18 protein-coding genes are annotated in these 17,574 nt (G+C 42.0%); 9 read left to right on the top strand and 9 right to left on the bottom strand.

The genetic code is table 11. The annotated features are described in order from the left end of the window. Positions 1 to 103 precede the first annotated feature (103 nt). Both BK575_RS19690 and BK575_RS19685 read right to left on the bottom strand, forming a co-directional pair. Entirely contained in the window at positions 104 to 1,477 is a 1,374-nt protein-coding gene (locus BK575_RS19690) for a sensor histidine kinase (RefSeq protein ID WP_078412986.1), read from the bottom strand. Then, positions 1,474 to 2,145, bottom strand: coding sequence for a response regulator transcription factor (locus tag BK575_RS19685; protein WP_078412984.1), 672 nt, complete (start codon positions 2,143 to 2,145; stop codon positions 1,474 to 1,476). The genes BK575_RS19690 and BK575_RS19685 overlap by 4 nt, the downstream gene beginning before the upstream one ends. A 383-nt stretch (positions 2,146 to 2,528) precedes the next feature. Between BK575_RS19685 and BK575_RS19680 the strand changes: the two genes are divergently transcribed. Beyond that, on the top strand, positions 2,529 to 3,752 hold the full coding sequence (locus BK575_RS19680) for a S1C family serine protease (protein ID WP_139368079.1): 1,224 nt from the start codon (positions 2,529 to 2,531) through the stop codon (positions 3,750 to 3,752). An 82-nt stretch (positions 3,753 to 3,834) separates the two neighbouring features. Here BK575_RS19680 and BK575_RS19675 read toward each other — a convergent pair whose 3' ends face one another. From BK575_RS19675 to BK575_RS19665, 3 genes are all read right to left on the bottom strand, one after another. Further along, on the bottom strand, positions 3,835 to 4,083 hold the full coding sequence (locus tag BK575_RS19675) for a hypothetical protein (protein ID WP_078412982.1): 249 nt from the start codon (positions 4,081 to 4,083) through the stop codon (positions 3,835 to 3,837). Positions 4,084 to 4,154: 71 nt separating this feature from the next. After that, positions 4,155 to 4,871, bottom strand: coding sequence for a class I SAM-dependent methyltransferase (locus BK575_RS19670; protein WP_169907909.1), 717 nt, complete (start codon positions 4,869 to 4,871; stop codon positions 4,155 to 4,157). Between the two features lie 259 nt (positions 4,872 to 5,130). Continuing rightward, positions 5,131 to 5,337, bottom strand: a complete 207-nt coding sequence (locus BK575_RS19665) for a heavy-metal-associated domain-containing protein (protein WP_078412978.1) — start codon at positions 5,335 to 5,337, stop codon at positions 5,131 to 5,133. Between the two features lie 300 nt (positions 5,338 to 5,637). Between BK575_RS19665 and BK575_RS19660 the strand changes: the two genes are divergently transcribed. The 7 genes from BK575_RS19660 (at position 5,638) to moaD (ending at position 11,373) form a co-directional block, all read left to right on the top strand. Then, a complete protein-coding gene (locus tag BK575_RS19660) occupies positions 5,638 to 6,234 on the top strand; it encodes a molybdenum cofactor guanylyltransferase (protein WP_078412976.1) in 597 nt (198 codons plus the stop codon). Between the two features lie 296 nt (positions 6,235 to 6,530). Further along, positions 6,531 to 7,544: a GTP 3',8-cyclase MoaA gene (gene moaA / locus BK575_RS19655; RefSeq protein ID WP_078412974.1), complete on the top strand. Its 1,014-nt coding sequence runs from the start codon at positions 6,531 to 6,533 to the stop codon at positions 7,542 to 7,544. Positions 7,545 to 7,830: 286 nt separating this feature from the next. Further along, on the top strand, positions 7,831 to 8,847 hold the full coding sequence (locus tag BK575_RS19650; protein ID WP_078412967.1) for a thiazole biosynthesis adenylyltransferase ThiF: 1,017 nt from the start codon (positions 7,831 to 7,833) through the stop codon (positions 8,845 to 8,847). A 49-nt stretch (positions 8,848 to 8,896) separates the two neighbouring features. Further along, complete coding sequence (locus BK575_RS19645; RefSeq protein ID WP_078412965.1) at positions 8,897 to 10,189, top strand: molybdopterin molybdotransferase MoeA; 1,293 nt, start codon at positions 8,897 to 8,899, stop codon at positions 10,187 to 10,189. Next, positions 10,150 to 10,680 (top strand): molybdopterin-guanine dinucleotide biosynthesis protein B, encoded by a 531-nt coding sequence (gene mobB, locus BK575_RS19640; protein ID WP_078412963.1) that lies wholly within the window; start codon positions 10,150 to 10,152, stop codon positions 10,678 to 10,680. The genes BK575_RS19645 and mobB overlap by 40 nt, the downstream gene beginning before the upstream one ends. Then, the gene (locus tag BK575_RS19635) at positions 10,673 to 11,143 is read left to right on the top strand and encodes a molybdenum cofactor biosynthesis protein MoaE (protein WP_078412961.1); all 471 of its coding nucleotides are present in this window, start codon (positions 10,673 to 10,675) and stop codon (positions 11,141 to 11,143) included. The genes mobB and BK575_RS19635 overlap by 8 nt, the downstream gene beginning before the upstream one ends. Further along, positions 11,140 to 11,373 carry a molybdopterin converting factor subunit 1 gene (gene moaD, locus BK575_RS19630; RefSeq protein ID WP_078412959.1) on the top strand — a complete coding sequence of 78 codons (234 nt, stop codon included), beginning with the start codon at positions 11,140 to 11,142 and terminating at the stop codon, positions 11,371 to 11,373. Before BK575_RS19635 ends, moaD begins: the two co-directional genes overlap by 4 nt. A 222-nt stretch (positions 11,374 to 11,595) precedes the next feature. Here the strand turns inward: moaD and BK575_RS19625 are convergent, their stop codons facing one another. The 3 genes from BK575_RS19625 to BK575_RS19615 all read right to left on the bottom strand — a co-directional run bounded on the left by BK575_RS19625 (position 11,596) and on the right by BK575_RS19615 (position 14,274). Further along, complete coding sequence (locus tag BK575_RS19625) at positions 11,596 to 12,627, bottom strand: PTS sugar transporter subunit IIC (RefSeq protein ID WP_078412957.1); 1,032 nt, start codon at positions 12,625 to 12,627, stop codon at positions 11,596 to 11,598. Positions 12,628 to 12,965: 338 nt separating this feature from the next. Next, positions 12,966 to 13,436 (bottom strand): hotdog fold thioesterase, encoded by a 471-nt coding sequence (locus tag BK575_RS19620; protein ID WP_078412955.1) that lies wholly within the window; start codon positions 13,434 to 13,436, stop codon positions 12,966 to 12,968. 193 nt (positions 13,437 to 13,629) lie between these two features. Then, positions 13,630 to 14,274, bottom strand: coding sequence for a YitT family protein (locus tag BK575_RS19615; protein WP_078412953.1), 645 nt, complete (start codon positions 14,272 to 14,274; stop codon positions 13,630 to 13,632). A 492-nt stretch (positions 14,275 to 14,766) separates the two neighbouring features. Here BK575_RS19615 and BK575_RS19610 point away from each other — a divergent pair, with 492 nt between their 5' ends. Beyond that, positions 14,767 to 15,843 (top strand): NAD(P)H-dependent flavin oxidoreductase, encoded by a 1,077-nt coding sequence (locus BK575_RS19610; RefSeq protein WP_078414879.1) that lies wholly within the window; start codon positions 14,767 to 14,769, stop codon positions 15,841 to 15,843. 256 nt (positions 15,844 to 16,099) lie between these two features. Here BK575_RS19610 and BK575_RS19605 read toward each other — a convergent pair whose 3' ends face one another. Continuing rightward, positions 16,100 to 17,467 (bottom strand): YjiH family protein, encoded by a 1,368-nt coding sequence (locus tag BK575_RS19605; RefSeq protein WP_078412951.1) that lies wholly within the window; start codon positions 17,465 to 17,467, stop codon positions 16,100 to 16,102. Between the last annotated feature and the right edge of the window lie 107 nt (positions 17,468 to 17,574).

Genomic DNA, 17,574 nt, shown 5'->3' with positions numbered 1-17,574 from the left:
AAAAACCCGTCATGAAAATCCGATAAAACCAAGGGATTATGTGACGGGGCCTTTCAGTAAAATCAGTTTTTGTGGTCTATTAGAGATTTCTAGATGAGTTACTTTACGCTTTTTCATCTGCCGGTATTCGAATGTAAAAAGCAGGGCCGTCTTTTTCATTTGTTACCCAAATGTCGGCTTCGTGGAAAGAGACAATCCGTTTGACGATGCTAAGGCCGATGCCGAATTCTCCTTTGCTGCCTTTGGAAAATGGCTCGAATAGCCTGTCCAGTACGGCTCGTTCAATATGCGGTCCGTCGTTCCACACCTTCAACAGGATGAATGGTCGTTGTTGAAAGGTAGTCCTGTCAATGAAAATCCCAATGCGTGAGGCGGCATAACGCAATTGGTTTTCAAGCAGATTGTCAATGACGATATCCCACTGATCTTCATCTCCTTCAATGATGGCCGGAGAGAACATCGTGTGTATATCCCATTCAAGTTCAAGGCGTGTACCTCGGAAGCGGTCTGCTGCTTTGCAAACGAGCGTCATTAAATCAATCTTATTTCTGACCGGCTTTCGAGTTGATAAGTAATCGAGCTTTGTCATGTATAGGAGATTCTTGATTTTTTTTTCGAGTCGCTCCGCTTCGGCTTCAATTACTTTTACAGTCCCCAGTAAGTCCCCTTTAGGATAGATGCCGTCGTTGATTGATTGAGCGTAGCTGCGGATCACCATGACAGGTGTTTTTAAATCATGGGAGATATTTTGCAGAAGCGCTTGCTGTGCTTCGTCTTTGCGTACTAGTTTTTCCCGCATTTGTTCAATGGTAAGTCCTAGCTTTCCAATTTCATCGTTTCGATTAACCGATACAGACTCATGCCAATCTTGCTGTGCGATTTTTCGAACATGCTGTTCAAGCGTGACAAGTGGGCGCGTCAAGTATTTGGCAAGCCAGATGGAAGGAATCCAGCTGAATAAAAATACAATCGTCATAATAAGCAAAAGCTGTTTAAAGAGCGTATACACTAAATCATTGCGATAAGAATCCGATGTGTAAGAAAGCAAAAAAGCAGGCTGTCCGTTTACAGAAGCTTTTCGAATGACATAAAAGAATGTGCTTTCCCCTAAATCTTCCGAGTATCTTTCTACCACTTTCTTTTGATTGGCTGCGAGAATTTGGGTTTCTCTCAAAAATTCGGCTGGAAGAGAGCCGGAAATAAGCGAATAGCTCGAATATACAGGGAGAAGAAGATGATCAACTGTCCGACTATCAAAGGATGATGACTCATTAAGACCGAAAAATCTTTCCTCTGCTCGTCCCGAAAGAGCGTATTCCATTAAAGTGAGCTGCTCATTTTCGATTTTGGTGTAAATATCATCCGTAAAAAAGTTTCGGAGCGTGGTTGGAAATAATACGACCAATAATAAGGAAATAACCAGTAAGATACCTGAAATCACCAACCATATTTGCAGGGCTAATGGTTTGTTTTTCATAATTTTGTCATCCTGTATCCATAGCCGTAAATCGTTTCAACACGTAAATCCGGCAGTTTTTTACGCAGTCTCCTTACAAGATCGTCCACAACCCGGTCTGTACCATAGTAATCTTCTCCCCATATATGATTTAAAAGTTGTTCTCTTGAAAAAGCCTGGCCTTGATTTTGGGCTAATGTGACTAATAAGTCGAATTCCTTTGAAGTCAAATCGAGGCTTTTCCCATTCTTATAAACAAGGCGGACATTAAGATCAATTGTATACGGGGCTAACGGCAAAAGATTCGATTGTTGAGCCTGACTTCCATAAATGCGGCCAAGCAGCTTTTGAACACGAATGACAAGTTCGCGGGGAAGAAAAGGCTTGGCTAAATAATCATCGCTTCCCATTTCAAGGCCAAGAATGCGGTCAATATCTGCATCTCTTGCTGAAATGAAGATGACGGGAACATTAGGTGACGCCGCTTTTATTTCTCGAATTAACTGATAACCATCAATGTCTGGCAGCATAATATCCAATATCCATAGATGGGGCGGCGGTGAAATGAATTTCTGTGCGTCTTCCCCGGTGGAAAAGAATTTCACCGTCCATCCTTCCTTTTTCAAATAGGAAGCTAACACATGATTCAAGTTCTCCTCATCTTCCACAAGGTAAATCGTAAATGACATAATCCTCACTCCTATATATAATTGAACCCTCGAGGACGAAGATGTTCAGTTAAAACTTCTCAACCATCATTATATATGAATACATACAGAATTTTTAACTTTTATGATTGATTTCTCTTCTCTTTCAGCTCTTCTGTCTCGTGGCTGTTACATAATTCCTAAATAGTCTGCAAAAATTATTTTTTTGAAAGGACCCGTCATCAAATCCTTGATTTTACTGGATTCTCCTAACGGGTCTTTTCAAGAGGATGCATCAAAAGGTATGATTCATACCTTTTGATGCATCCTCTTTGACAATTTCCCATAATCTTCTCATTTTTATCCCAAACTTATGATTTACAGTAAAACCATCAATAAACGAGACAAAAAAGGTGGTTATGAACATGGAGATGAATGAAAAAATAGATGTAAAAGAAAATGAACAAACGAGAACGAAACGAAAATCGAAAGTATGGCTTTCTTCTTTGAGCGGGGCAGTTTTTGGAAGTATCCTTACCCTCTATGCCGGTTCTTCGCTCGGGGTGATCCATATCGCTTCCCAACCGCAAACAGAGAACGCGGCAGCAGCCGCAAGCAAGGAATCATCGAAGGGGGAAGTTCAAATTCAGCAAACATCATCCCCATCAGGCGGCATGATCGACACCATTGAACAAGTGTCCCCTGCTGTCGTCGGAGTTGTCAATTATCAACAAGCCTCCAATTTTTATTCAAATGATCAGCAGCAAACAGAAAGCGGGACAGGATCCGGCGTCATTTTTAAAAAGTCCGGTGGCCGTGCTTATATCGTCACAAATAATCATGTGGTGGAAGGGGCCGATAAGGTAGAAATTTCTCTTATAAGCGGAGAAAAGGTTCCCGCAAAAATTGTAGGGGTAGATTCACTGACAGATTTGGCCGTTTTGGAGATAGAAAGCAAGTATGCAACGAAGGTGGCGAATTTTGGAGATTCATCGAAGCTTCGACCGGGTGAACAAGTAGCGGCGATTGGAAATCCACTTGGACTGCAATTTTCCCGAACGGTTACTCAGGGCATCATAAGCGGAACGGAACGAACGATTTCTGTCTCTACTTCACAAGGTGAATGGGATTTGAATGTTATTCAAACAGATGCGGCCATTAATCCGGGAAACAGCGGTGGTGCCTTAATTAATAGTGCGGGACAAGTCGTGGGAATTAATAGCTTGAAAATTTCGCAAAGTGGAGTAGAAGGGCTCGGGTTTGCCATTCCGAGCAATGACGTTGTTCCGATTGTCAATGATTTAATGGAAGGCGGGGAAGTGAAGCGTCCGTACATTGGGGTAGGACTTCAAAATATCAATGAGCTTCCGGACTATGTTTTAAACGATCAGCTGCGTTTGCCCCAAGAAGTGCATCAAGGTGTGGTTATCACGGCAGTGGAGCCTTTTTCTCCTGGAGCAGAAGCAGGATTGAAAGAAAAAGATGTCATCGTGTCGATAGATGGAACGAAAGTGAACAACATAGGTGAACTAAGGAAATATCTTTATACGAAAACATCGATGGGAAAAAGTGTGGAAATGAAGCTTTACCGTGATGGACAGCAACGGACCGTTTCTTTGAAAATGAGGGAGAAAGGAATAAACCAATAGAAGTAGTATAGAAAATTGGATTGAGACAGCCTTTTGGAAAATAAAAAGCTCCCAAGATATATAATTATCAAGGGAGCTTTTTTTACCAGAAAAATGCAGCAGCCAATGCAATACCTACAATGGCTCCTAGTGCAACGCCATATGCTGCACCAAAGCCTCCGTATCCATAAAAGCCATAGCCAAAGCCCGTGCGTCGCAGCGGCTGAATAAATACTTTATTTCTTGTCACTCGGGCAATTCGCCCGTGGTGAACGTTCCCGAATCGGTCGTTTATCCGAACGACACGGCCTTGATAGCGGCAGCAAAGATTATAATAGTTTCCAACAGACATGATTTGGACCTCCTTTTCTTTAACACAATATGAAAGGAGAGACCAAGCTGTATGGACGAGTGTCATATATTTCAGCGAATACAGCGAAATACGCGAAAACCTAATGATGATTGGAATTTTTCCGTTAATCGCTCATGTGCATCAAGGAGGTCGTAAACAGTTGAAGGAATGCGGGCCGATAAATCAAATTCCGTACCAAAGTCGACCGGTTGATCATCTTGTTCCATCACGTGTTCATGTCCGCTTGTCACAATGGAAAAACCTGCTTGTTCCCACCGTTCCATCCACTGCTTTTCGGTGAGCATGGATTGAAAACGATAAAAATCAGTGAGGAGATGTTCATCCTGTTCGGATAAATGCGGCTCTTTTATCATTTCAATGGCCAATGCAACTCCGCCTTTTTTAAGGACTCGACAGCATTCTTTCAAGGAGCGGGAAAGATCGGTAAAAGCGGCGACTGATTCGAACAATACGATATCGAATGTTTCATCGGAAAATGAAAGCTGTTCGGCATGGCCGACTTGAGCTTTTAACGGTAAATTCATTCGCTTAAAACGCTTATTCGCTTTTTGAACCATCGTTTCATTTAGATCACATGCGCTCACCTTACAGCCATACTCCCAGAAAAGATAAGCGGCGGTTTGCCCTGTGCCGCAGCCAATATCCAGTATAGTAGTCACATTTGTGATGTCCTCTTTCACTAACACCTCCTTTGTCAAATGAAGTCCTCCTGGATGAGCACCGCCAACTCCTAATAACGCCAGCATGTCTGTATATTGAAGATTCATATACATCACCTCATATTCATGTATATGACAGTGGATGGTGAATGAGTCGAAAACGAACAAAGAGCGTTGCCGAAACAACGCTCTTTGTTCGTTTTCGACTGCACTTTCTTATCCCTCATTAACGGGCAGTAAGACCCCTGCTTCAAAATTTGGCGTAATCGCGGAAGTTTAAGTCGGGGATAACTGCCCGTAAAAGCCCGATAAGTCAACTAACCATCGGTGGAGGATGAAGGAAAATCCCCAACGATAGAAGTTTCCTTTATAGAATGTGCAGTCCATGTTGTTGAATCTTATTCGTGATTTGGTCGTGCGTCACTTGGTTCTCATCATATTCAATCTTTACTTCGCCGTCTTCTATATCCACAAATGCTCTCTCGATACCGTCCATTCGCACTAGAATGGATTCCAATGTTTGAATGGCTTGGTCCTTTGTGGCTTCTTTTATGTGAATCGTTGTATCTGCCATTTGTTTCTCATCCTTTCGGCTTGTTCGTTGTAGTTGGAATTTGAAGAAATAGACTTCTCCTGTTGTATATATCCCCCCCAGCAGCCAAAATATGCGGGTAGTTCAATGGAAGTGGTAATACGAGAAAAAGATCGTGTTAAGAAAGCATGGCAGCCATGTTTTCTTCGACATCGCCAATCAGTTTTAAATTGAACGTTTCTTGCAGCACTTGCATCACACTTGATAGGAGTTTTCTTTATCATTCAACTGCCATTTAAAAACTGGTATGATAAGTACATATGAATAAAAAGAGGGAACGAAATGAAAATTATCGGCATCGTACTTGCTGGAGGCATGTCGAGAAGATTCGGCCGACCAAAGGCGTTTGTTGTGTATAAAGAAAAATATTTTTATGAGTGGGCAAAGGAAGTGCTGAGGTCCAATACCGATGAGCTGGTCATTGTTAGTCACCCTGATTTGAAGAAGGAATTTGAACGGAACGGAGAGGAACACATTGAAGAGGATGCAGCCCCATTTCAAGGGAAAGGGCCTTTAGCCGGCATTTATACAGTAATGAAGGCATATGAAGGGGAATGGTATGGGGTACTTCCTTGTGATACTCCGAAAATGACTCCCCTTATCATAAAAAAAATGAAAGACTTTATAACAGAAGATGTGGAAGCGGTTGTTCCGATTATTAATGGAAAGTACCAACCGTTAATCGCCATGTACCATAAGCGGACCGAGTCCATCATCGGGGAACGGCTCGCTGAGGGGGATTACAGAGTAAGCTCGCTGCTGGATCGCTGTCGTGTTCGCTGGGTGACGGAGAAAGAGCTTGAAGTTGATGGAGAAGAGTTTGAAAACATTAATGATGAAACCGCATTTCAATCGTTGCTGGATGATGGGGAGAGGTGACATGTTTTTTCTATGGCTTTTTCTAAAGGGTTGTTTCCTTTACAATTAACATAAGCCTAATTGAATGGTTCTTTCTCTGGTCATAGTTTTCAGAGGCGCTATGATTGAAAATTCTAATTAGAGTATGGTACAATTTATTCCACTGATGCGGAAAAGAAAATTTCGTTATAGATCATGGATAAGTACAAAAGGGGCTCTTAATGAATTAAGGGCCTTTTGTGATGTTCATCGTAATTACTGATAAACCCCCATGAAAAAGGGGAGTATAAGATAATCCTGAATGGGGAGAGACAGTCATGAACAGTTTAACTTACGATCAACTGCAGCGTCCGCTGCGCGATTTGCGTATTTCTGTGACAGATCGCTGCAATTTCCGCTGTACATACTGTATGCCGGCGGAGATTTTTGACCAGGACTATGCCTTCATGTCGAGGGACCAACTACTTACATTTGAAGAAATTGAACGGTTAGCATCTATTTTTGCCAATCTTGGCGTGAAGAAAATTCGCTTAACAGGGGGAGAACCCTTAATGCGCAGAGATTTGCCCGTTTTAATTAAAAAGTTAATGGCTATTGACGGGATTGAAGACATTGGTTTAACGACAAACGGTGTTTATTTAGTGAAGTACTCAGCAGCTTTAAAAGCAGCGGGGTTACAACGGGTGAATGTCAGTCTTGATGCGATGGATGATGAGTTATTTAAGAAAATTAACGGCCGGGGTGTCAGCACGAAAGCGGTACTGGACGGGATAGATGCCGCCCTTAAAGCCGGTCTTGCCGTAAAAGTGAATATGGTTGTGAAAAAAGGAATGAATGATCAAGAAATCATTCCAATGGTTTCTTATTTCAAAGAAAAAGGCATTATTTTAAGGTTTATTGAATTCATGGATGTTGGCAGCACGAACGGCTGGAATTTTGAACAAGTCGTCTCCAAAAAAGAAATATATGAGAAGATTCATGCAGTGTACCCCCTTGAACCAGTAGACCCCAATTATTTTGGTGAAGTAGCCAAGCTTTACCGCTATAAGGGAACAAATACAGAAGTCGGATTTATTACGTCTGTCTCAGAATCATTTTGTTCAAGCTGTACAAGGGCACGCATTTCAGCAGAGGGTAAGCTGTACACATGCTTGTTTGCGACAAAAGGCTTTGATTTAAAAACGCTTGTACGTTCAGAGGCAACGGATGAAGAGATCAGCAAAACGGTGACAGAAATATGGAATAATCGAAAAGATCGTTATTCCGATGAACGGACCGAAGAAACGGCCAAAAACCGTGAGCGAATTGAAATGTCTTACATTGGCGGTTAACTATATAGATCGATGTAGAAAATTTGACATGACCAAAGAACGGCCATGTCAAATTTTCTAGACCTAAGCGGCTGTCCGATAAGTCTCTGATAAATAACGAAAACTGATTTTTACTGAAAGGCCCTGTCACATAATCCCTTGGCTTTACTGGGTTTTCATGGCAGGGTCTTCCAGGAGGATGACTTAAAAGGTATGCTTTTTATGCCTTTTGAGTCAGTCTCTTTTTAAGAAGGAATACACTACTTCAATTACATATCATTTTATATAATGAAGGAAGGGCATCAGTGTGAACGATCGATATTCCAGACAGGAACTCTTTTCACCAATTGGAAAAGAGGGACAGAAAAACATAGCGGACAAGCATGTCCTTATTGTCGGTGCGGGAGCATTGGGAACAGCCGGTGCGGAAGGGCTTGTACGGGCAGGAGTCGGCAAACTGACAATCGTGGACCGTGATTATGTCGAATGGAGCAATCTCCAACGCCAGCAGCTTTACGATGAAGAGGATGCCAATAAGAAAATGCCAAAAGCAGTTGCAGCGAAAGTCCGCTTGGTCAACGTGAATTCAAATGTGAAAATTGAAGCGCATGTCATGGATGGAACCGCAGCGAAGTTGGAACCGCTTTTACATGATGTTCATCTCATTTTAGATGCGACGGATAATTTTGATACAAGAATGGTCATCAATGATCTGTCCCAAAAGCATGATATTCCATGGATTTACGGGGCTTGTGTTGGCAGTTTCGGGATGAGTTACACTATTATTCCACAGAAAACGCCTTGTCTGCATTGTTTGCTGGAGCATGTCCCGATTGGCGGAATGACGTGTGACACAGCTGGCATCATCAGCCCCGCTGTTCAAATGGTTGTGGCGTATCAGTTATCTGAAGCACTGAAACTATTGGTGGAAGATGAAGAGGCGTTAAGGCAAACGCTTGTATCCTTTGATTTATGGAAAAACCAATATACAGCCATAAAGGTGGGAAAGGTGAAAAAAGAGACATGCCTTTCTTGCGGAAGCGACCGGACATATCCGTTTCTTGCGTTTGAGAATCAAACAAAAACAGAGGTGCTGTGCGGACGGGATACGGTACAGATTCGCCCGTCGAAACCGGTGCAGTACGATTTGAAGAAATTAGCCGGACAGCTGAGGCATGAAGGCATCGTAGAACAAAACCCCTACCTTCTGTCATTGACGCTTGAGACTTCGAGATTGGTCATTTTTCGGGATGGGCGTGTGTTCGTCCACGGAACGAAAGATATTGATGCGGCTAAAACGCTATACTACCGATACTTAGGTTGAATACATAGATGGTGAAAAATATAGAAAAAGAAGCATTGGAGTGAGAGAGATGGTAGAAAGAAGAAAGCCGATTGCTGTAGCTGAAGCAGTAGAGCATGTGATGAACTTCGCGAAAGAAGGAACGCTCGAGTGGGTTAAGCTCGAGGATAGTTATGGGCGTTTTTTAGGGGGAGATTTGACAGCCGATCACGATGTACCCCCGTTTGACCGCTCTCCGTACGATGGATTTGCCATTCGATCAGAAGATACCGTACATGCCAACCTCGAAAATCCGGTAGAATTTGAAGTTGTAGGCCATATAGGGGCGGGTACTGTATTCAACGGAACAGTCGGTCCCTTTCAAGCGGTGCGCATTATGACAGGGGCACAAATTCCAAGCGGAAGCGATGCGGTTGTCATGCTTGAAATCACTCAAGAAAGAGAAGAAAATGGCCGAAACTACATGTCCCTGAAACGGGTCGTAAAATGCGGTGAAAATTTGTCTCTTAAAGGAGAAGATGTAAAAGAAGGGGAAACGTTAGTTCCAAAAGGGACAAGGATTAACCCGGGAACAATGGCGCTGCTTGCGACATTTGGCTACGCTCATGTACCAGTAGCCAAAAAGCCAATTATTGGCGTGCTGGCGACCGGAACGGAACTGCTTGAAGTTCATGAGCCGCTTGAGCCTGGTAAAATTCGCAACAGCAACGCATATATGATTCTTTCTCAAATTGCCCGGTCAGGAGCTGCTTCCAAATATATCGGTAAAGTCACAGATGACTTTGAAGAGAGTTTTGCATCTGTTGAAATCGCACTTCAAGAGGTAGATATACTCATTACAACAGGGGGCGTATCTGTAGGGGATTATGACTATTTGCCGGCAATTTATGAGCGGTTGGGGGCAAATGTGCTGTTCAATAAAGTGGCCATGAGGCCGGGAAGTGTAACGACTGTTGCTGAGTTGAACGGAAAATTGCTATTTGGATTGTCAGGAAATCCATCTGCTTGTTATGTTGGGTTCGAGCTATTCGTTCGCCCGATTGTCCGTTCATTTTTATTTTCATCGAAGCCTCATTTAAAAATGGTAGAAGCCGATTTGGGGGCTGATTTTCCAAAGCCGAACCCCTTTACAAGATTTGTCCGAAGCAAGCTGTTCTATGAAGGAGGGAAGGTATTGGTTGTACCGTCAGGACTTGATAAATCAAATGTCGTCTCGTCTTTGGCTGATGCCAACGCGCTAATGGTACTGCCCGGCGGGACCAGAGGATACGAAAAGGGGATGAAGGTAAAAGCATTATTGCTGGAAGACCAGTTGGGATGTGAGTGGCCTTGGGGAGAAAACCTTCCATTTTCCAGATCGTAGGGTATCAAAATAGCGGTAAAACAACGCTTGCAGCGAAGCTCATCAAGAGGTTCACACAGGAAGGGCAGCGGGTCGCGACGATTAAACATCATGGCCATGGCGGAATGCCCGCTGCAGGTGATGAACAAAAGGATACGTTTTGTCATAGAGAAGCGGGAGCCCTGATTACAGGTGTGGAAGGAGCAGGCATGCTCCAAATTCATGCGAGAAAAGAAGAGTGGACTTTAAATGATATAATCCGCCTATACGAAGCGTTTTCGATGGATGTGATTTTAATAGAAGGCTATAAACAAGCCGAATATGAAAAAGTGGTCCTTATTCGCTCAGAGGAAGACCTTTCGCTGCTTCGCACATTAAAGAATATCATTTGCGTAATCAGCTGGGTCCCCCTTTCTCCTGAGATAAGTGAAGTGTATCCGACATTTCATATAAAAGATGAGAAAACTTATGTAGAATGGCTCATAGAAAGGATGGGAAAAAGCTGTGGATAAACCATTATTTGAAGTAATCGGCCAGCCAATCGATGTGCAGGAAGTCATTGACAAGGTGGTAAGAAGGGAAGCGGGAGCGGTCACGACGTTTATTGGGACCGTCAGAGAATTTACAAAAGGAAAGCGAACGTTGTATTTAGAGTATCAAGCATACGAAGCGATGGCAGTTAAAATGCTCGCCAAAATCGGAGCGGAAATTCAAGAGAAATGGCCGGATGCGAAGACGGCTATCACGCATCGGACCGGAAGATTGGACATCTCTGATGTCGCGGTTGTCATTGCCGTTTCCACTCCGCACCGAAAAGATGCGTACGATGCGAATGAATATGCCATTGAGCGCATTAAGCAAATTGTACCGATTTGGAAAAAAGAGCATTGGGAAGACGGAGACATGTGGATTGGTGATCAACTAGAGGAAACACCATATCCAACAGGGAAACCGGAAATGGAGGAGAACAAATGATTACTGTGTTATTATTTGCCCATCTTCAAGAACAATTCGGAACAGAGAAAATTATTGTTCATGAGACGGAATTAACAGTTGGAGAGCTGAAAGAAAGGTTAAAAGCAGAATACAACTGGGGTGATGGCCAGCAGGTAATGGTCGCCATCAATGAAGAGTATGCAGTGGACGAAGATATCATCAAGACAGAAGATGCGGTAGCATTGATTCCGCCGGTAAGCGGGGGATAATCTATTGCCTTAAGAAAATATTTCAATAGGGATTCGCATCTGTTCCATAAGTATTAAACAGACGGCAAAGGCTATTGTTTACTGAAAGGACCTGTCATGAAAATCCAGTAAAACCGATGATTTAATGACGAGCCCTTTCAGTAGGATGACCCGAAAGGTATGTGTACCTTTCGGGTCATCCTACTCGTCCAAAAAGTACGATAGCACTCGAGTGTAGAGTGATTAGGCTGCCAGTTTTTCAGACTCTCGGATGTCCACTGTTGTTTTAATTTTATAGTTTTTAAAGAAAAGAGAACCAAGAAAACCAGCGATGGCGCTTACTGCTGCACACAACAGAGCACATATAGTCACTTTTACTGGATCGTTAAAGCCGTACATAACAGCCAATCCAGCAATTGGTGTAGCTGTCCCCGGTGCATTATTAATTAAGCCGAACATGGAGATAATGACACCGGACGCTGCTCCCCCGATAAAGTTTGTGACATAAATCGGGATAGGGTTAGCGGAAATAATATCGGCTTGTGTAAGTGGTTCAATCGCAACAGCAATCGTTGTACGGCGATCACCGAATTTCATGCGGTCGAATAAGACGTAGTTCATAAAGGATGAACCCATAACAGCCAGGGCGCCTATTGCCATCGGAAGCCCTGTTAGGCCGAGCATTGCTGTAAGAGCCATAGAGCTTAGCGGCGCTGTGGCAACGACTGTTATCACCCCGCCAAGGACAATACCCATAATAATTGGGTTGCTGTTTGTTGTTTCAGTAATAATTCCCCCGATATTTAACAATGTCGCATCGACAACGGGCTTAATGCCGACACCAATTAAACGTACAAGAGGCGCCGCAAACAAAATGGTTACAATTAAATCTAATCCTGCAGGTACTCTTTTTTCAATTTGTTTAACAAGAAAAGCGACAATATAACCTGCAAAAAAGCCCGGTAATAACCCTAAGCCAGCGCAAGATACACCAAGCATCAGTGCATATACAGGCGAAACGCCCAGCGCAAGCGCCACTAATGCTGCGGCTGCTACGCCGCCCATGCTTCCGGCTGCTTCACCAACTTCACCTAAAAAGGAGATACCAATCAAATCTCCGCCTACAAATTTTTGAAAAGCTTCTACAAGAAAGGCTGCACAAGCGGCATTCGCCAGTGCCCCCATCGCTTTCATCCCTTTAGGTGCTTTATAGCTGAAAAATGTAAACAAGCTTAAGACCAATAAAAGTAAGGCGGTTCCCTTTATAATTTCCATGATGAATGCTCTCCTTTTGCTTATAATCAGTTTTCAACCAAAAAAGTGCGCACTATTTTGGAATGTTCGGATTTACACCTCTCGTTAAAAAACGGCACATGTGCTTTTAGGAAAAAGAAGAGGAATATGTTGATTATTATAGTACGAAAATTAGATATTTTAATATTTTTTATTTTATTAAAATTATCTGATAGTTTAAAATCGCACATTATCAACTTTTTTGGATTAAATGTTCGTTATTTGTGTTTGGTGTTTAAAGTGGAAAGGCAGCCGAAATATCATTTCGGCTGCCTTTAAGGCAATGGTATATGTAGTTAAATCATTTTTTACGTTCCTGCTTACTTACCTGTATGCGTTTCCATTTCTTCGACTGGAACGAAATAATGATTTTTTCGATAGACCAATGCTTCCATAGTGGCTAAAAGTTCCCCGTTACTTTCAACGCGGATTTTGTACCAGGCTGTTCGATGGTTTCGCTTCTCTTCTTCAGCTGTCGCTCTTAGAAGTGATCCTTTCATGCCGGGTGCCATAAAATTCATCGTTGTAGAAAGCCCTACGGACGTTTTCCCGTAAGAGTTGCTTGCAGCTGCGAACACATAATCAGCGAGTGAAAAGAGAATCGCTCCATGAACGGTTCCATGAGAATTCAGCATATGCTCTTTTACCTCAAGTTCGGCTGTAGCAGTTCCCTCGCCGATTTCAATCAATTTCATGCCAAGGAATTGGGCAAAAGGTTCTTGCTCAAGTATTTTAAAAATTTGTCTGTGGTACGTTCGATGAATGTCTTTTTCACTAGGATAGTTTTTCATAAAAATCCCCCTCTTATTTTCCGAAATTTTAGATAATTACTCCTGCATATTTATTATAGCGAAGAGTGCGATACAAATAAAGGAAAGAGGAGAACCCGTCATAAGAATCCAGTAAAATTAAGGATTCAGTGACGGGTCCTTTTAATAAAAATAATTTTGTGATCTGTTTAGAACTTATGATACAGCCACTCTTTCATGAAGAAGATTTTGTTTTTGAAGGTAACGTCTTGTAGCCGTTTTCCTCTTCGATAAGCTGTTTGTTGTTTTTTTCAAGCGGGGCCGTTTTGTGATAGCGTCCGAGTATATGGCTCATGACTAAGATGGCTATTATCGAATATGCGACTTTTTCTAAACCGACGATAAAAAATGCTGAACCGACAATGACCACATCTGTTGCCATCAAAGTTTTGCCGGGATTGATACCATAATGTTTATCTAGGTAAACACACAACATGTTGATACCTCCAAGCGAAGAACCGCAGCGGAATAAAAGAATAAGTCCAAACCCAATCAAGGCGCCTCCAGCCAGTGAGCTGATGAGAGGAAAAGGGATAGTGAATACAAAGAAATAATCGAGCATTTCCGACATGACGGAAAGAATTGTAACGCTAATAAAGCTTTTAATGGTAAAGGGAAGTCCAAGCTGAATAATAGCCAAAAAGTAAAATGGGATATTGAGGAAGAAAAATAAAGTACCGAATGATAGGGGCGTAATATGTTGAAGAATCATTCCCATCCCTGCTGTTCCGCCGATGACGAGCTCTACGGAAGTAAGCATTTTAATGCCCGATGCGACGAGAAAGCATCCGAGCACAATTAGTAAGGCTTGTTTTTTCATAAGGTCGCTCCTTTTTGTGTTTTTTTATTCGCATTTTTTTATAAATATGAATATCAATCTGTAAAACTATTATTCTATCCGAAATTTCACATAATATTATTAAATAACAATTCGGCTTTTTTTTCAACATTTTGTTGTTATTTAATGATAATAATGGATAAATGAGCGTCTATCAATTAATTTATCAGGTTTCTTGATATATTATTTTTTGATTTTTAAATAATTTTCAAATGAATAAAAAATGATTATCTTCTATAGGTATTCCATTGAGAATCTTCATGATTGATAATCCTGCTTACGTCTAAAAGATTTTGCTTGGCCGGTCTTTGTTCATGTCGAATGTTCTAAATCAATCTAAATTGCTGATTAAATTGAAAGTGTTCAATTATTTTATTACATGAGGCTTATATATATGGGAAATGAAAAAGGAAAACAGAAAGCAATCTTTAATTATTAAATGAGGAAGACCAAAATGTGAATGGAGAGGAAAATATGAGCTGGAATGAAAATGCATTTACGAAAAAGCTTAACTTGATCTATCCGATCATTCAAGCTGGGATGGCCGGAGGGATTACCACACCGGAACTGATTGCTGCCGTTTCAAATTATGGGGCGCTCGGGTCGATCGGCGCAGGTTATATGACAGCGAGTGAGATGTCGAAAGCCATTCGTGATACAAAACAAATAACAAATAACCCATTTAATGTAAATGTGTTTGTTCCGTCTGTTGAGGCTACGACTTTAAAAGATGAATATTATCAAAAAGCTTTGGAAGTATTAAAACCGTATTTTGAAAAATTAAAAGTAGAAGAAGAACCTGTTATAAAGAATTATTCGTCCATTTTTGATAATCAAATCGACGCAATACTTGAAGAGGGAGCGGCTGTTTGTTCCTTTACCTTTGGAGCTCCGGGGCGTGAAGTCGTTTCGCGTTTGAAGGAAAAAGGCGTCATACTTATTGGAACGGCTACAACGGCTGCGGAAGCAATTGTGCTGGAGGAAAGCGGGATGGATGCGATAGTGGTACAAGGAAGCGAAGCGGGAGGACATCGCGGGAATTTTCCGGATACGAAAGAAGAAGTGAGTGTGGGAACGATGGCGTTAGTTCCACAAATTGTGGATTGTGTCACCATTCCGGTCATTGCAGCCGGCGGGATCATGGATGGCCGAGGTATTAAGGCGGCTATGGCTATCGGGGCACAGGGAGTCCAGCTTGGAACCGTTTTTTTGGCGACAGAGGAAAGCGGGGCTCATCCTGTGTATAAAGAAAAAATCATTAGCAGTGATGAACAAAGTACGATGATGACGAAAGCATTTTCAGGAAAGTATGCTCGCGGTATTCGCAATACGTTTATGGAGGAAATGGAGAAACAAATCGAAAATATTTTACCTTATCCGATGCAGCATGATCTTACAAGTGTGATGAGAAAACAAGCTGCAGCCTGCCAAGATCCGAATTATATGTCTCTTTGGGCAGGGCAGGGAGTGGGAATGGTCAAACAATCACAAACCGCAACGCAAGTAATGGATGAGTTGATCAGAAAAATATATACAAGAGCGAAACGGTAAGAGAAGGCTGATTTATTTTTCATTTTGCACGAATGAATCAAAAATGGTGAAATCAACATCGTTATTTAACCGAGTCAAAATATAAAGGAAACTTCCATTAGCGGCTGTTTTATAAGTCTTGAACAGGTCGTAAAAATATTTTTTTCTGAAAGGACCCGCCACTAAATCCTTGATGCTGCTGGATTCTCATGACGGGTCCTTTCAGGAAGATGAGCCAAAAGATATGCTTTGCATATCTTTTGGCTCATCTTCTTTATTAAAAAATAAAGTTTGCCATCAATACGATAATAGGCAGTGTAATGAGTGTGCGTTGAATAAAGATAATAATCAATTCAAGGAATGATACAGGGATTTTTGATCCAAGCAGCAAGCCTCCGACCTCTGACATATAAATTAATTGAGTAACGGATACGCAAGCAATGATGAAGCGTGTCATATCATTTTCAATTTCCATTCCGATGACGGAAGGCAAGAACATATCAGCGAAGCCGATTACCATCGTTTGGGCAGCTTGAGCGGCTTCCGGCACTTGAAGCAGCGTTAAAATAGGAATGAAAGGAGCTCCAAGCCATTGGAAGACGGGTGTATATTCAGCAACCATTAATGCAAGCGTGCCAAGCGCCATAACAATTGGTACAACCCCTAGCCATAAATCCAGGACATTTTGAAATCCTTCTTTAAAAAAGGCATCGATGCTTTTTCCATTTCTCGCCGTTTCAACAGCTTGCCTTATACCCCAGCGAAACGGGGTGTAACCAGCCGGGATCGCTTCATCTAATGAAGGATTTTCGGCGTGTTCGTAAAATGTATCCGGTTTGCGCGACAGCGGCGGGATGCGCGGTGAAATGACTGCTGCAGCCAAGCCTGCCAATACAATTGTCAAATAATAAGGTAAAATAAGGTGTTCAAGCTTCATTTGGGCTAAAATGACAATGCTGAATGTAATCGATACAACGGAAAAGGTTGTCCCGATTACAGCTGCTTCACGTTTTGTATAATAGCCTTCTTCATACTGTTTACTTGTAAGCAGCACTCCGACGGTGCCGTCTCCTAACCATGATGCCAAACAGTCGATGGAAGATCTTCCAGGCAGCGTAAAAATCGGTCGCATAAATTTAATAAATAAGGCACCGCAAAATTCCAGAAGGCCAAAATTCATTAAAAGTGGCAGAAGAAGCCCGGCAAACAAAAATACGGAAAATAAAACTGGTATTAAGTCGTTCAGCAATAAGCCTCCGGTATTTTCTGACCAAATCATTTCAGGCCCGCTTTGTAATAATGCAATCACGGCAAAAACAGCTCCAAGTATGCGTGCCGCTGCCCAAATTGGAGAAACATGAAAAAGTGTTTGGATGTACCCTTTTTTTTGAACGAATGCAGGATTAGATATCTTTATCAAAAGGGTTGCTATCGCTGACAGGACCATGAGGATGGTCATAATGGTTGGCAATGAGCTGCCTAACACGTTTTGGACAATCTTGGCCATCATCGCTACCGGAATGGTTAATTCAGCTTTATACGTAACGGGAACGATGAATAAAAAAATTCCGATGAATGACGGAATGAGGAATTTTAAATAATCTTGCATAGAATATGCTGCTGTTTTTAGTTGTTGTTTTTCCATGTGCAGTGTTTCACCTCGAATGTATATTCTTGTTGGAAGAGAATGTATAAGTCTATTTGTTTTGTAAACTCTTACATTAAAAAATCATTTTTAAAACCAACTATTTT

This window comes from Priestia abyssalis, assembly GCF_002019595.1.
GTDB lineage: Bacteria > Bacillota > Bacilli > Bacillales > Bacillaceae_H > Bacillus_BA > Bacillus_BA abyssalis.
Note: the sequence above shows the minus strand (reverse complement) of the source record. Positions and strands in the feature narration are given on the sequence as shown.

What these genes read in the sequence shown, in the direction of transcription:
- BK575_RS19615 (WP_078412953.1), bottom strand. Translation starts at nt 14,274, where the DNA reads ATGAAAAAACAAGCCTTACTAATTGTGCTCGGATGCTTTCTCGTCGCA.
- BK575_RS19620 (WP_078412955.1), bottom strand. Translation starts at nt 13,436, where the DNA reads ATGAAAAACTATCCTAGTGAAAAAGACATTCATCGAACGTACCACAGA.
- BK575_RS19605 (WP_078412951.1), bottom strand. Translation starts at nt 17,467, where the DNA reads ATGGAAAAACAACAACTAAAAACAGCAGCATATTCTATGCAAGATTAT.
- BK575_RS19645 (WP_078412965.1), top strand. Translation starts at nt 8,897, where the DNA reads ATGGTAGAAAGAAGAAAGCCGATTGCTGTAGCTGAAGCAGTAGAGCAT.
- BK575_RS19665 (WP_078412978.1), bottom strand. Translation starts at nt 5,337, where the DNA reads ATGGCAGATACAACGATTCACATAAAAGAAGCCACAAAGGACCAAGCC.
- BK575_RS19625 (WP_078412957.1), bottom strand. Translation starts at nt 12,627, where the DNA reads ATGGAAATTATAAAGGGAACCGCCTTACTTTTATTGGTCTTAAGCTTG.
- BK575_RS19690 (WP_078412986.1), bottom strand. Translation starts at nt 1,477, where the DNA reads ATGAAAAACAAACCATTAGCCCTGCAAATATGGTTGGTGATTTCAGGT.
- BK575_RS19660 (WP_078412976.1), top strand. Translation starts at nt 5,638, where the DNA reads ATGAAAATTATCGGCATCGTACTTGCTGGAGGCATGTCGAGAAGATTC.
- BK575_RS19680 (WP_139368079.1), top strand. Translation starts at nt 2,529, where the DNA reads ATGGAGATGAATGAAAAAATAGATGTAAAAGAAAATGAACAAACGAGA.
- BK575_RS19670 (WP_169907909.1), bottom strand. Translation starts at nt 4,871, where the DNA reads ATGAATCTTCAATATACAGACATGCTGGCGTTATTAGGAGTTGGCGGT.
- BK575_RS19610 (WP_078414879.1), top strand. Translation starts at nt 14,767, where the DNA reads ATGAGCTGGAATGAAAATGCATTTACGAAAAAGCTTAACTTGATCTAT.
- moaD (WP_078412959.1), top strand. Translation starts at nt 11,140, where the DNA reads ATGATTACTGTGTTATTATTTGCCCATCTTCAAGAACAATTCGGAACA.
- BK575_RS19675 (WP_078412982.1), bottom strand. Translation starts at nt 4,083, where the DNA reads ATGTCTGTTGGAAACTATTATAATCTTTGCTGCCGCTATCAAGGCCGT.
- BK575_RS19685 (WP_078412984.1), bottom strand. Translation starts at nt 2,145, where the DNA reads ATGTCATTTACGATTTACCTTGTGGAAGATGAGGAGAACTTGAATCAT.
- moaA (WP_078412974.1), top strand. Translation starts at nt 6,531, where the DNA reads ATGAACAGTTTAACTTACGATCAACTGCAGCGTCCGCTGCGCGATTTG.